The organism is Nocardia sp. NPDC047648 (genome assembly GCF_040642815.1).
Taxonomy (GTDB): Bacteria; Actinomycetota; Actinomycetes; order Mycobacteriales; family Mycobacteriaceae; genus Nocardia; species Nocardia gamkensis.
Map to the genome: position 1 here is coordinate 89,434 of NZ_JBEYSX010000008.1, position 13,435 is coordinate 102,868.

The 13,435-nt window shown below is 69.7% G+C and carries 12 protein-coding genes; 9 read left to right on the forward strand and 3 right to left on the reverse strand.

Annotated elements, in window-relative coordinates; genetic code table 11:
* Positions 1–4 precede the first annotated feature (4 nt).
* Positions 5–1,687 (reverse strand): metallophosphoesterase, encoded by a 1,683-nt coding sequence (locus ABZ803_RS18490; protein WP_357039243.1) that lies wholly within the window; start codon positions 1,685–1,687, stop codon positions 5–7.
* Between the two features lie 90 nt (positions 1,688–1,777).
* Positions 1,778–2,290, reverse strand: coding sequence for a DUF664 domain-containing protein (locus ABZ803_RS18495; RefSeq protein ID WP_357039246.1), 513 nt, complete (start codon positions 2,288–2,290; stop codon positions 1,778–1,780).
* Between the two features lie 158 nt (positions 2,291–2,448).
* Here ABZ803_RS18495 and ABZ803_RS18500 point away from each other — a divergent pair, with 158 nt between their 5' ends.
* The 7 genes from ABZ803_RS18500 to ABZ803_RS18530 all read left to right on the forward strand — a co-directional run bounded on the left by ABZ803_RS18500 (position 2,449) and on the right by ABZ803_RS18530 (position 9,514).
* Entirely contained in the window at positions 2,449–2,847 is a 399-nt protein-coding gene (locus tag ABZ803_RS18500; RefSeq protein ID WP_357039249.1) for a hypothetical protein, read from the forward strand.
* Between the two features lie 601 nt (positions 2,848–3,448).
* Positions 3,449–4,003: a hypothetical protein gene (locus ABZ803_RS18505; protein WP_357039252.1), complete on the forward strand. Its 555-nt coding sequence runs from the start codon at positions 3,449–3,451 to the stop codon at positions 4,001–4,003.
* A gap of 235 nt (positions 4,004–4,238) precedes the next feature.
* On the forward strand, positions 4,239–5,441 hold the full coding sequence (locus tag ABZ803_RS18510) for a transcriptional regulator (RefSeq protein WP_357039255.1): 1,203 nt from the start codon (positions 4,239–4,241) through the stop codon (positions 5,439–5,441).
* Between the two features lie 106 nt (positions 5,442–5,547).
* Positions 5,548–7,065 (forward strand): aldehyde dehydrogenase family protein, encoded by a 1,518-nt coding sequence (locus tag ABZ803_RS18515; protein WP_357039258.1) that lies wholly within the window; start codon positions 5,548–5,550, stop codon positions 7,063–7,065.
* Positions 7,065–7,466 (forward strand): DUF779 domain-containing protein, encoded by a 402-nt coding sequence (locus tag ABZ803_RS18520; protein ID WP_357039261.1) that lies wholly within the window; start codon positions 7,065–7,067, stop codon positions 7,464–7,466. Before ABZ803_RS18515 ends, ABZ803_RS18520 begins: the two co-directional genes overlap by 1 nt.
* Before the next feature lie 151 nt (positions 7,467–7,617).
* The gene (locus tag ABZ803_RS18525; RefSeq protein ID WP_357039264.1) at positions 7,618–9,048 is read left to right on the forward strand and encodes an MDR family MFS transporter; all 1,431 of its coding nucleotides are present in this window, start codon (positions 7,618–7,620) and stop codon (positions 9,046–9,048) included.
* 100 nt (positions 9,049–9,148) lie between these two features.
* Entirely contained in the window at positions 9,149–9,514 is a 366-nt protein-coding gene (locus ABZ803_RS18530) for a DUF4345 family protein (RefSeq protein WP_357039267.1), read from the forward strand.
* Between the two features lie 13 nt (positions 9,515–9,527).
* On the opposite strand, the gene ABZ803_RS18535 is transcribed toward ABZ803_RS18530, so the two are convergent.
* Entirely contained in the window at positions 9,528–10,964 is a 1,437-nt protein-coding gene (locus tag ABZ803_RS18535; protein WP_357039270.1) for an amino acid permease, read from the reverse strand.
* 213 nt (positions 10,965–11,177) lie between these two features.
* Between ABZ803_RS18535 and ABZ803_RS18540 the strand changes: the two genes are divergently transcribed.
* Positions 11,178–12,368: a serine hydrolase gene (locus tag ABZ803_RS18540; RefSeq protein ID WP_357039273.1), complete on the forward strand. Its 1,191-nt coding sequence runs from the start codon at positions 11,178–11,180 to the stop codon at positions 12,366–12,368.
* A gap of 69 nt (positions 12,369–12,437) precedes the next feature.
* Positions 12,438–13,430, forward strand: coding sequence for an LLM class flavin-dependent oxidoreductase (locus tag ABZ803_RS18545; protein WP_357039276.1), 993 nt, complete (start codon positions 12,438–12,440; stop codon positions 13,428–13,430).
* Positions 13,431–13,435 lie beyond the last annotated feature (5 nt).

Here is a 13,435-nt window from a genome sequence, read left to right on the forward strand (position 1 = left end):
GCGGTCAAGCCTGGAGCGATACGAGTTCCACGACGGTGATGTCCGACGGCGCGCCCACCCGCACCGGCGGGCCCCACGCCCCGGCTCCACGGGAGACGTACAGCTGCGTGTCGCCGTATCGCTCCAGCCCGGCGACGGTCGGATTCGCCAGCCCGGCAAGGTAATTGCCGGGCCAGAGCTGGCCGCCGTGGGTATGGCCGGACAGCTGCAGATCGACGCCGTGCGCTACCGCGTCCTCGATCAGCACGGGCTGATGCGCCAGCAGCACCGCGGTGCGCGCCCGGTCACGGTCGCCGAGCGCCTTGCCGAAATCCGGTCCCTGCCCGATGCGTTCGCCCTGTACGTCGTTCACTCCGGCCAGGTCGAACCCGGGCAGCTCGGTGCGGGCGTTCGCGAGCAGGTGCATGCCGAGTTCCTGAACGTGCTCCACCCATTGCTCGGCGCCGGAGAAGTACTCGTGGTTTCCGGTCACGAAGAACGCGCCGTGGCGGGCACGCAGTCCGGCCAGCGGCTCGACGGCCGATCGCAGGTGCTCGACGCTGCCGTCCACCAGGTCGCCGACGACCGCGATGAGGTCGGGCTGGGTGTCGTTGACACTGCGCACCACTCGCTGGGCGAAGCCGCGCCCCAGGATCGGACCGAGATGCACGTCGCTGACCACCGCGATGCGGAACCCGTCGGCTCGGCGCGGCAACTTCGCCAGCGGCACGGCGACGCGCTTGACACTCGGTCCGTCCAGGACGCCGTAGGCGCCGACGCCGACGGTGGCCGCCGCGGCGGCGACCGCGGCGCCGCTCACCACCCGCGCGACGAAGACGCGGCGCGGTAGGCGAGTCTTCGGGGACTCGCCGGGAGCGGCCGTGTCCGGCGGGGACTCCAGCGCGGAACCGGCTCCCGTCGATGACTCGCGAGCAGAGCCGTGTGCCGCAGGAGACTTCGACGCGGAATCGCTTCCCGCGGCAGACACCCGTCCGGAACCGCTGCTCACGAGAGACTCCGACGCCGAACCGCTCCCCACAACAGACGCCTGCCCGGAACCGCTCCCCACAGCGGACGCCGACACCGAACCGCTCTCGAAAACAGACGCCTGTCCGGAACCGCTTCCCACGAGAGACTTCGACGCCGAACCGCTGCCCACAGCAGACGCCCGTCCGGAACCGCTGCCCACAGCAGACGCCGACGCCGAACCGCTTCCCGCGGCAGACGACTGCCCGGAACCGCTCCCCATGAGAGACTCCGACGCCGAACCGCTCCTCCCGGAAGACGCCTCTTCGGAACCGCTTCCCCCGGAAGACTTCGGGACGGAATCGATTCCCGCAGCAGATTCCCGGTTCGGTCCGGCCCGGCCCCGATCGAACCAGCGCAGGGCGAGGATCCGGATCGGCTCGCCGACCGCCAGCGCCAGCAGTAGGTACACGAACAACGCGCCCCACAGATAGCCGGGCCAGGCGATGATCCGGACCACCGCGAAGGGGGCGGACGCCAGCTCCGACACCGTCGCGCCCAACAGCAGCGATGGCCCGGCCAGCACGATGGCGGTGCCGACGCGCCGCGCGCGGGACCCGGCCGCGGTCGTATCCCGCACGAGCCGCCGCCAGATATACCAGTGGGCGCCGACGACCGTGAGCACGACGACGCCCACGAGTACGAGCACGGCGACACCGACCAGAACACTCTTCACGACCACGACGGCACTCTCTGTGAACATTCGGCTTGCGCGGCATCAACCTACGTCACGACGAGGGCCGCGCACGGGGCGAGGACTTCCCGGTGCCGGTTACTCCGTCCGTTCCAGCACGCCGCGCAGAAACGCCGCCTGGCCAGCATGCTGGAGGTCATCGGAGATCACGCTGACCAGCCGCACACCCAGCGTCACCGGCGGATCCCAGCGGACGTCGACGACGCGGTCCAGATCGCTGTCGGTCAATTTCCGGACGAAACGCAGCGTCTGTTCGTGCACCGCGTCGTAGTAGCCCGTGAGCGATTCGGCCGACGCCCGGATGACCGCCACGTCGGCGGGGCGGTCACCGTAGCCGGTCGCTCCCGCGTCGATGGGCAGGTCGAAGCGGTCGTACCAGCCCTGCGCGGTCCAGACCTGCTCGGTGCCGGCCACTTCCGCGAGGTGGTCGTCTTGCACGCGGGTGAGATGCCAGATCAGCCACGCGATCGAGTTGGCGCCCGGATCGACCTGGTGGACGAGGTGCTCGTCCGCCAGCCCGTCCACCGCTTCGTGCACCACCTCCTTGATCCGCTCGTAGGCGTCGGTGAGCACATCGGCACTGGTCGCCATCTATCGACTCCTTCTCGGGTGGTCCGCTGCCACCGACGGTACCCAGCGCGACCACCCGTCACGACCGGCGACGCTCCGCGGGGGAATTCTCGCACGATCGAACCACATTGAATGTACCGTTATTCAACGGTACGATACGCATTGGTTAGATTGGGTCGATGACCTCCGAATCGGTCACCGACCGGACGAAGACGTACCGAAGTGAGGGAGTACCGATGATTCACGACGTCGAGACCGGACGCGCCCGGCGAGCGGTTGTCCGCGTGGCGATGGTCGCCGCGCTCGCACTGACCCCCGTCGCCGCGGTCGCCGCGCCCGCGATGGCGCAGCAGCCGACCGTCGCGCAGGTGAGCCAGGCGCAGGAGGTCCACGGTGGCTGGCACCGCCACGGCGGCTGGGGCCACCACGGCGGGTGGGGCGGTTACGGCGGCTGGGGTGGCTACGGCGGCTGGGGTGGCTACGGCTACGGGGGCAACCCGTTCGGCTTCTACGGCAGCCCGTTCGGCATCTGGCCCGGCATCGCCTGGATGCTGCCCGGCACCGGTAGCGCGTTCTGAGCGGAGCGCTCCCGCTGCACGCCAGATGATTCCGGCTCCGCGCCGCCGACCCGGCGTCTTGTTCGCGGCCGGGCTCCGCATGGGCGCGGCCCCGGAATCATTTGGCACCTGGCGAAATCGATCCCCCAGGCCCGGTAGCCATACGTACCGACGCGATCTGCGGATCGAGTGCCGCAACCCCGCAGCGGCCTCGAATCACGGCCTCGCGCCGAGCGACCGCCCGCGCGGCGAAGTTCACCCTCCGATCTCGAACCGGGCCGCGATAAACCCAGCACCCCGGCAGCGCTCGGCCGACGAACTCGTACCGATCCGGTTGCCACGTCGGAATTTTCCGGGAATATCAGCCTTCGTCGCGCGAATCTTGCATCGCGCCAAGCGAATCAGCACACATTCTGCAATTCGGCCGAATCGGACAGCGAAACAAGCGATGTCCGTGCGCAATTCAGTAGCGCACCGGACGCGGGCACGTCACCGATTTTTCGTGAAATTCGCAGAACGATTGCTTCGCGAAAGCCCTACGGCCAGAATGGGTGGGGCCGAGAACCGGCATCTTGGGGATTCGTCGGCACTCGTGGCCGACACGACTATGTGGGGAAAAACGATGAGAGTCAACAGATTCGCCGCAACCGCCCTGCTGGCGGTCGGAGCCACCGGAATTGCGACGGGTGTCGCGCACGCACAGCCCGCGGCACCGGCACAGGTCAGCGTGCACGGCGTCGAACAGGGAATCGGTTTCACCTCGGCTCCCGCCGCCGACGGCACGGGGGTGGTCACCACCCTCGACGCGGGCACCTTCGCGTTGACGGCCGACGCGGCCGCCGTCGAACTGCGCAACGGGACGGGACAGGTCGTCGCGACCATGCCCTTGGCGTTCCAGGCCTCCGGCGCGGCGCACGGGCTCGCGCCCACGATCACCGATGCCGGCCGCACCCTCACGGTGACGCCGGTCGACGCACCCGCGAGCACCGAGCGCCTCATCCAGTTCGTCGGTGAGGACGAAACGCTCGCGCGCAAGCAGTACAACGCCGGTATCGGCGCCCTCATCGGCGCGGGCATCGGCGCCGTGATCGGCTTCTTCCTCGGCGGAGTCGGCGCGCTGGTCACCGTTCCGATCGGGGCGGGCATCGGTGCGCTGATCGGTTTCTCCACGCCGTAATCGGCCGAGTCGGTGTGCGGCGGGAAGGCGGCCGCACACCGATCGCCGGTCGCGCCGCCGGGATCGCCTGGGTGTCCGCGCACTTTCGCGCTGGTCGGCCGAGGCGAACGCGGCGGCCCGATCGTCGTTCGTCCAGACCCGTGGACGTCACGCCGAAACGGAATGCCCGCCCGTGTGCTGGGGCATGATGGGAGGGCACGGAGACGATCGGAGCGAAGACACAGGACCCGCGGAGATGGCACAGCGCAGTTCCCTCTCGCAGCGACGCGCTGCACTGGAACGAGAGTGGTCCCGATGGATACCCGCCGGGACACCGCAGGGTGATTCCGCGCTGCGCAGCGAGGTCGCGCAATCGTGGCTGCGATCATTGCGCACCGTCGATCCGGCGTGCGCGCACGCACCCCACGCCGACGCCGATGTGGCCGCCCGCTGGGCCGAGTCCCCGCTGCGCACACCGGTATCCGAGCTGACCGACCAGTTGCGCGACATCACCGAAGGCGCCGGCTACGTCGCGGCGATCACCGACGAGACCGGCACCATCCTGTGGTCGCACGGCGGTCCGGTGATGCGCCGCCGCGCCGAACAGGTCAACTTCGCGCCGGGCGGTCGATGGGACGAGGCGCACATGGGCACGAACGCGTTGTCGCTGGCGTTGCGCACCGCGCGGCCGCACACCGTGTTCTCCGCCGAGCACTTGGTGGCCGCCCTGCACGGCTGGGTCTGCTACTGCGCGCCGATCCGCGCCGCGGACGGTCGCCAGCTCGGCGTGCTGGACCTGTCCACCACCTGGGATCGCGCGCACCCGCTGGCCTTGTCCACCGCCCGTACTCTGGTCACCGCCATCGAGACCAAGCTGCACCATCGCATCACCACGCCCGGGGTCCGGCTGACCTGCCTCGGCGCCGCCCGCCTGATCCGTGACGGCGCCCCCGTACGGCTACGGCCGAGGCACCTGGAGATCCTGACCCTGCTGGCACTCGAACCCGACGGGTTCACCCACGAACGTCTGCACTTCGCGGTGTACGGCGACCGGCCGGTCGGGGCCAGCACGCTCAAATCCGAGATGTCCTACCTGCGGCGCGCCACCGGCGGCGACATCACCAGCCGGGTCTATCGCCTGGTGAGCCCGCTGTCCTGTGACGCCGTGGACGTACTCGCCGCGCTCGAAGCGGGCGATACCGCCACGGCGGTCGAGCTGTATCGCGGGCCGCTGCTGCCGGACTCGGACACCCCCGGCATCGCGCAGTGGCGCGAGTACCTGGCGGTCGGTGTGCGCACCGCGGTGCTGTCCAGCGGAAACGTCGAGCACGCGCTGCGTTACGGCGAGCGCGCGCCGCACGACATCGAGATCCACGAACACGCGCTTCGCCTGCTTCCCGCGGGCGACGGGCGTCGTGCGCTGGCGGCCGCCCGGCTGCACGGCGCCCTGCGCGACTGAGCTCGCGCGCCTCAACGTTTCGTCAACCCTCGCGAGGCATAGTGACCCGCATCACGGCCGCCGCGCCGTGTGCATCACGTCCGCAACCAGCGAGGAGTCACCCGCCATGAGTTACGCGAAGCCGGGAACCGAGGGCAGCGTCGTCGAATTCGCAAAGCGCTACGACAATTTCATCGGCGGTGCGTGGACCGCCCCGGTGGAAGGCCGTTACTTCGAGAATCCCTCGCCGGTGGACGGCCAGACCTTCTGCGAGGTGGCGCGGTCGTCGGCCGCCGATATCGAACTGGCCTTGGATGCCGCGCACCAGGCGGCCGACGCGTGGGGCGCCACGTCGACCACCGAGCGAGCCAACCTGCTCAACAAGATCGCCGACCGGATCGAGGACAACCTCGAGGCGCTGGCAGTGGCCGAGACCTGGGAGAACGGCAAGCCGGTCCGGGAAACGCTGGCCGCCGACCTGCCCTTGGCGGTCGATCACTTCCGCTACTTCGCCGGGGCGGTCCGCGCCCAGGAAGGCGGCATCAGCGAGATCGACGCCGACACCATCGCCTACCACTTCCACGAACCTCTCGGCGTCGTCGGGCAGATCATTCCCTGGAACTTCCCGATCCTCATGGCCACCTGGAAGCTCGCACCCGCCCTCGCCGCGGGGAACGCGGTGGTGCTCAAGCCCGCGGAGCAGACCCCGGCCTCGATCCTGAAGGTCGTGGAGCTGATCGCCGATCTGCTGCCGCCGGGAGTTCTCAACGTGGTCAACGGTTTCGGTGTCGAGGCGGGCAAGCCGCTGGCGGCCAGCCCGCGCGTGGCCAAGGTGGCCTTCACCGGGGAGACCACCACCGGCAGGCTGATCATGCAGTACGCCAGCGAGAACATCATCCCGGTCACGCTCGAACTGGGCGGAAAGAGTCCCAACATCTTCCTGCCCGACATCATGGCCGCCGACGACGCCTTCCTCGACAAAGCGGTGGAGGGCTTCGTGATGTTCGCGCTCAACCAGGGCGAAGTGTGCACCTGCCCGTCCCGCGCGCTGATCCACTCCTCGATCTACGACGAGTTCATCGCCCGGTGTATCGAACGCACCAAAGCCATCCGCAGCGGCAACCCGCTCGACGAGGCCACCATGATCGGCGCGCAGGCCAGCAACGACCAGTTCGAAAAGATCCTGTCCTACATCGACATCGGCCGTCAGGAGGGCGCCGAGGTGCTCACCGGCGGCGGCCCGCGCAAGGTCGACGAGTTCCCCGGCGGTTTCTACGTCGAGCCGACGATCTTCTCCGGGCGCAACGACATGCGGATCTTCCAGGAGGAGATCTTCGGACCGGTCGTGTCGGTGACCACGTTCGACTCCGTCGACGAGGCGCTGAAGATCGCCAACGACACCCTCTACGGACTCGGCGCGGGGGTATGGACTCGCGACATCAACGCCGCCTACCGCCTCGGCCGCCAGATCAAGGCGGGCCGGGTGTGGACCAACTGCTATCACGCCTACCCCGCGCACGCCGCCTTCGGCGGCTACAAGAAGTCCGGCATCGGGCGCGAGAACCACCGCATGATGCTCGACCACTACCAGCAGACCAAGAATCTGCTGGTCAGCTACTCGCCGGACAAACTCGGATTCTTCTGATGCCGGATCCGGACGGTCGCGTCGAGTTCACCGGACCGGCGCGAGCGCTGCTGCGCCGACTGATCGAGCAGCACGGCCCGGTGATGTTCCATCAGTCCGGCGGCTGCTGTGACGGCAGTGCGCCGATGTGCTATCCGCGCGGCGAATTCCGGGTCGGCGCGTCGGACGTGCTGCTGGGGTATCCGGCGGCGGACACCCCGTTCTGGATGAGCGCCGACCAGTACGAGTATTGGCGGCACACCCATCTCACCGTCGACGTGGTGCCGGGCCGGGGCAGCGGGTTCTCCCTGGAGGCGCCCGAAGGGGTGCGCTTCCTGATCCGCTCGCGACTGCTCACCGACGAGGAACTCGCCGTCCTCGAGGCACAGCCGCCCCCGACCGGGGCGGACCCGCACCGGTGACCCGGGGCGCCGGCCACCGACGATTTCGGTCCCGCCGGACCGACGCCGCGGTGGCCGGGCCGCTCCGAACACGAAAAATCCGTATGCGGGAATAGCCGGAGGGCGGATACGGTCGTTCGAGTGGTTAGACAGGCGAACGAGAGGGGCCGCGGTGGCGACCGAGACTGTGACGGCGTCCGTAGGGCTCCGATCCGAGCGCGGCGCCATCCTCGGCTCGCTGATGCTGGCGACCGCGCTGGTCGCGCTCGACTCGACGGTCATCGCCACGGCGGTGCTCACCATCACCGACAGCCTCGGCGGCTTCGCGCAGTTCCCCTGGTTGTTCTCCATCTATCTGCTGGCGCAGGCGGTGACGGTGCCGATCTACGGCAAGCTCGCCGACACCGTAGGGCGTAAACCCGTGATCCTGTTCGGGATCGCGATGTTCGCACTGGGTTCGCTGCTGTGCGGCGTGGCGACCAGCATGCTCGGGCTGATCTTCTTCCGCGCCGTCCAGGGCATCGGCGCCGGAGCGATCCAGCCGATGACGATGACGATCGCGGGCGACCTGTACACGCTGTCGGAGCGCGCCAAGGTCCAGGGATATCTGGCCAGCGTGTGGGCCATGTCGAGTGTGGCGGGCCCGTTGCTGGGCGGCCTGTTCGCCGAGTACGTCAGCTGGCGCTGGATCTTCCTGATCAACCTTCCGCTGTGCGCGCTGGCCGGATGGATGCTGGTGCGCAATTTCGCCGAGGCCGCGCCGCGCCGCAGGCAGAGCGTCGACTATCCGGGTGCGGCGCTGCTGGCGGTGGGGGCGGGCGCGTTGATCCTCGGACTGCTCGAGGGTGGCCAGGCCTGGGCGTGGTCCTCGCCGGTGAGCGTCGCGATCTTCGCGGGCGGCGTGCTCCTGCTCGTGCTGTTCGGGCTGGTCGAACGCAGGGCGCGCAATCCGATCCTGCCGCTGTGGGTGTTCACCCGGCGGGTGGTGATCGCCAGCAGCCTGGTGTCGGTGCTGATCGGCGCCGTCCTGCTCGGCGCGACCTCCTATGTGCCGACCTTCACCCAGGGTGTGCTCGGCACGGGAGCGCTGGTCGCGGGCCTGACGGTCGGCGCGCTCACGCTGGGCTGGCCGCTGGCCGCGTCCCAAGCCGGAAAGGTGTACCTGCGCATCGGCTTCCGCGCGACCGCCCTGATCGGCAGCGGCTTGGCGGCGCTCGGCGCCGCGAGCACGCTGCTGATCACCGAGCACTCGGCGCTGTGGCAGGTCGCCGGGTCGTGCTTCGTCATCGGCGCCGGTATGGGCCTGGTCGCGACTCCGACCCTGATCGCGGCGCAGACCAGCGCCGAATGGACCGAACGGGGCGTGGTGACCTCCGCCAACATGTTCGCGCGCTCGATCGGCAGCGCGGTGGGCGTCGCGGTGTTCGGCGCGATCGTGAATTCGCGGGTCGGCCATACCGATCACCCGCTGCCCGCCGCACTGGCCTCGGCGGTGCATCTGGTCTTCGTCACGATCGCGGTGATGGCCGTGGTGATGGTCGTGGCCGCGGCCATGATGCCCCGGCGGCCTGCGACCGACCGACTCGCGAAGCAGGCCCGGTGAGCGCCGACACGACTCGAGGCAGCGGGTTTTCGGAAGCGTCCGGCCCCGACCCTGGCGCAAGCTGGGCTTCCCGAACCGAACCGGAGAGTTGGAGGTCGCAGTGGCGCAGGCAGTGTGCGGAGTAGTCGGTGTTTTCTTCCTCGGCATGGGCGTGTACGCACTCGCCGCGCCCGCCGCGCTGATCCGGCCGTTCGGCGTCCGGCTCACCGAGGCGAGCGCCCGATACGAAGTGCGCGCCGTCTACGGCGGCTTCGGCCTCGCGATGGCGGCCGTGCTCGCGGTGGCCGCGGCGGACCTCGGAACGCTGCGTGGCGGGATCATGGTCGCCGTCGGCGCGGCGCTGGCGGGCATGGCCGTCGGCCGGGTGGCGTCCGCCGTGCTCGATGAGCGGACGGCCTTCTACCCGACCTGGTTCTACGGCGTGGTGGAGACGGCCGGCGCTGTCGCCCTCTTCGCGGCCGCCTAGCGACGACCGCCCGTCAGCTGGTGCGCACGGGGTCGGTCGCGGCGCTGGAGTCACCGATCTTGCGCAGCGCGAGGTACCCGGCCGACACCAGCGCCGCCCACACCACGCCGACGACGATCGCGGTGCGCCCGCTGTCGGTGAACAGCAGCAGCACGACCACCAGCCCGAGGAACGCCAGCGCCAGCACGGTGGTGTAGGGCGCGGCGGGCAGCCGGTAGTCGCTCGCGGGCAACTCACCGCGGGCCACCTTGGCCCGGTAGAGCAGGTGACAGACCAGGATGACGCCCCAGACGAAGATGATGCCGATGGTCGACACCGAGGTGATGTAGGCGAACGCCTTGTCCGGGGAGATGATGTTGACCACCACACCGATCACCATCGCCGCCGCAGACGCGATGATCCCGGTGTAGGGCACCGCGTTCGCGCTCAGCTTGCTCAGCCCGGCGGGCGCCTCGCCGCGCAGCGACAGGGTGCGCAGCATCCGGCCGGTCGAGTAGATCCCCGAGTTGCACGACGACAATGCCGCGGTGAGCAGCACGAAGTTGACGATGCCCGCCGCGCCGGGGATGCCGATCTGCTCGAAGACCTCCACGAACGGGCTCTTGCCCGCGTGGAAGGTGCGCCAGCTGGACACCGCCATGATCACCACGAGCGCGCCGACGTAGAACAGGCCGATCCGGAAGGGAAGCGTGTTGATCGCCTTGCGCAGCGTCTTGCGGGGCTCGCGCGCCTCCCCCGCGGTGACGCCGACCAACTCCACACCGACATAGGCGAACAGCACGATCTGCAACACCAGCAGCGACTGGCCGAGACCGTTGGGGAACACGCCCCCGTCGGCCCACAGATTGGTGACGGTGGGGTCGGGCGCGTGACCGAAACCGAACAGCAGCACGCCGATGCCGAGCAGGATCATGCCGACGATCGCGGTCACCTTGATGGTGGAGAACCAGAACTCGCCCTCGCCGAACAGCCGCACCGAGATCAAGTTGGCGCAGAACATCACCGCGAGCACGACCAGCGCGGTGACCCACGGCGCGATGTCGAACCAGTACTCCACGTACTTGCCTGCCACGGTGATCTCGGCCATGCAGGTGGCCACCCACACCGCCCAGTACGACCAGCCGGTCGCGAAACCGGCGAAGCGGCCGAGGAATTCGTGCGCGTACTCGGCGAAACTGCCCGAGATCGGCCGGTAGGTCAGCAATTCGCCGAGCGCCCGCATGATCACGAAGATGGCCAGGCCCGCCGCCAGATAGGCGAGGATGAGACCGGGGCCCGCCTGCTCGATCGCGCCGCCCGCGCCGTAGAACAGGCCCGTGCCGATCGCGCCGCCGATGGCGATCATCTGAATGGTGCGCGGGCTCAGGCCCCGCGCGTAGCCTTCCGAGTCCCCGCCGTCCGCCGGATCCGAGGGTCCCGCGTCCTGAAGGTGACGGTCGGAGGCTGTCATACTGCGGTCCTTCCCTCGCTGGGCAGCGGCGCCGGTCGCCTGCCGGTACGCCGGAACACGATGTCGGATCATCGCACGGTCCGGCCCAGGGGGCCACGCTACCGCCCGGCCGGCGCGCGCGTCGTCTCTGGGCCGACCGCCGCCGCGGTGCGGACCTACCGGAGCGGGCGTCGGGCGTGCCATCATCGGATCCCCTACTGATGGGCTTTCGTCATGACCGAAGCATCGCCCCGGCGCAGGCGGCGACCCGGCCGTTTCGCGCTGCGCGCCGTCGTCGTCCTGTTCGTGATCGTCGCCGTCCTGGTCGGCGCGGCGTTCGCGACGGCGACCGTCCTGCACATCCCGTCGCCGCCGACACTGCTGCGCCTGCTGACCGACCCGCCGTCGGCACAGGGCGCGCTGTTCGAGAGCCGGACGGTGGCCGCCTCCCCCGCCCCGCGTCCCCTCCCGAGAGCACCGCGGCCGCTGCCAGACCAGGTGCCCTGGAAGGGCTCGCACCTCTCGATGGCCGATTTCCTCGGCACCACGCACACCAATTCGTTTCTCGTCCTGCGCGACGGCACTGTGACACACGAGTGGTATCGCGACGGCTTCACCGCGACCACCCGCCAGTCCTCGTGGTCGGTGGTGAAGTCCATCGTGTCGCTGCTGACCGGCCGAGCCGTCGCGGCGGGGAAACTCACCGAGGACGACCGCTTGGTCCGGATCCTGCCCGAGCTGACCACCGGCGGCGAGTACGACAGCGTCACCATCCGCGACTTGCTGGACATGGCCTCCGGGGTAGACGTATCGGAGAACTACAACAAGTATCTGCCACTGACGGGCACCGCGCGGATGTATCTCACCGAGGATCTGGCCGGCTTCGTCCGCGACCATCACGGCCTGCGGTTCCCGCCGGGCAGCGCGGGCGAGTACCGCAGCGTGGACACCCAATTGCTGGGCATGGCGCTGGCGCGGGTCGAAGGCCTGCCGCTGGCCGAATTGCTGGAGCGCGACATCTGGGGGCCGATCGGCGCCGAGGACGACGCGCTGTGGAACCTCGATCGCTCCGGGGGCCAGGAGAAAGCGTTCTGCTGCCTGAACGCGACCGCCCGCGATTTCGCCAAGATCGGCCGGCTGGTGCTGGACGGCGGGCGGGCAGGCGACGCGCAGATCGTGCCGCCCGCCTGGATCGACCGCATTCGCACGCCGGCGCCGCACCGGGTGGGCGGCTGGCCCTACAGCGCGCAATGGTGGCACCCGACCGGCGGGGACGGTGCCGACCTCACCGCCGTCGGCGTGTACGGCCAGTACGTCTACGTGGACCCGCCCAGCGGCACCGTCATCGTCAAGCTCAGCGACCACGGCACCACCCAGGACGAGCAGGAGACCATCGAGGTCTTTCGTACGATCGCACGCGGCTGAGGCGGCCGCGCGAAATACACCGGGGACGGGCGGCGTTGGCAGTGGAGTTCGCCACTGTGGAGGAGACCCATGATCGACGTCCCGCTGTCCGTGCTGGATCTGGCGCCGGTGCAGTCCGGCCGCACCGTCCGTGAGGGGCTGGACGCCACCACCGAATTGGCCAGGCGCACCGAGGCTTTGGGCTATCACCGCTTCTGGGTCGCCGAACACCACAACATGCCCGGCATCGCCAGCTCGGCGCCGAGCGTGCTGCTGGCCCACCTGGCCGCCGCCACCTCGACGATCCGGGTCGGCTCCGGCGGGGTGATGCTGCCCAATCACGCGCCGCTCGTGGTCGCCGAGCAGTTCGGCACCCTGCACGCGCTGCATCCCGGCCGGATCGACCTCGGCATCGGACGCGCGCCCGGCACCGATCAGGCGACCGCCCGTGCGCTGCGACGGACCGCGGACGGATTGTCGGCGGAATCCTTCCCTCAGGAACTGGCCGCTTTGCTGGGCTACTTCCGCGGCGCCGATCCCGGCGGCATCGCCGCGACGCCGGGTCGCGGCGAGGAACCGGAGATCTGGCTGCTGGGTTCCAGCGGCTACAGCGCCCAGGTCGCCGCGATGCTCGGGCTCCCGTTCGCCTTCGCGCACCACATCAGCCCCGACAACACCGAGCCCGCGCTCGCGCTCTACCGCGAGCATTTCCGGCCGTCGGAGCAGCTGGAGCGCCCGTACGCGATGGTGGCGGTCGCGGCGATCTGCGCTGATACCGACGAGCGCGCCGATGCCCTCGCCGGTCCGCGCGACCTGGCTTTCCTGAACCTGGTGCGCGGCACGCCGCAGGCGCTGGCCACGCCGGAGGAAGCGGCCGCGTTCCGCCCGTCGGAGCACGAGCGCGCGTTCATCCGGCAGCGCCGGGCCGGGCAGGTGCTCGGCTCGCCGGAGACGGTGCGCGGTCAGCTCGCGGACCTGCTCGAGCGCACGCGGGCCGACGAGCTGATGATCAACACGCTGGTCTACGACATCGACGACCGCGCCCGATCGTTCGAACTGCTCACCGAGAAGGTCGCGGCATGAGGCCG

Excerpts from the sequence above, each read along its gene's own strand:
- ABZ803_RS18495 (WP_357039246.1), bottom strand. The coding sequence starts at position 2,290 with ATGGCGACCAGTGCCGATGTGCTCACCGACGCCTACGAGCGGATCAAG.
- ABZ803_RS18500 (WP_357039249.1), top strand. The coding sequence starts at position 2,449 with ATGACCTCCGAATCGGTCACCGACCGGACGAAGACGTACCGAAGTGAG.
- ABZ803_RS18505 (WP_357039252.1), top strand. The coding sequence starts at position 3,449 with ATGAGAGTCAACAGATTCGCCGCAACCGCCCTGCTGGCGGTCGGAGCC.
- ABZ803_RS18510 (WP_357039255.1), top strand. The coding sequence starts at position 4,239 with ATGGCACAGCGCAGTTCCCTCTCGCAGCGACGCGCTGCACTGGAACGA.
- ABZ803_RS18515 (WP_357039258.1), top strand. The coding sequence starts at position 5,548 with ATGAGTTACGCGAAGCCGGGAACCGAGGGCAGCGTCGTCGAATTCGCA.
- ABZ803_RS18520 (WP_357039261.1), top strand. The coding sequence starts at position 7,065 with ATGCCGGATCCGGACGGTCGCGTCGAGTTCACCGGACCGGCGCGAGCG.
- ABZ803_RS18535 (WP_357039270.1), bottom strand. The coding sequence starts at position 10,964 with ATGACAGCCTCCGACCGTCACCTTCAGGACGCGGGACCCTCGGATCCG.
- ABZ803_RS18540 (WP_357039273.1), top strand. The coding sequence starts at position 11,178 with ATGACCGAAGCATCGCCCCGGCGCAGGCGGCGACCCGGCCGTTTCGCG.
- ABZ803_RS18545 (WP_357039276.1), top strand. The coding sequence starts at position 12,438 with ATGATCGACGTCCCGCTGTCCGTGCTGGATCTGGCGCCGGTGCAGTCC.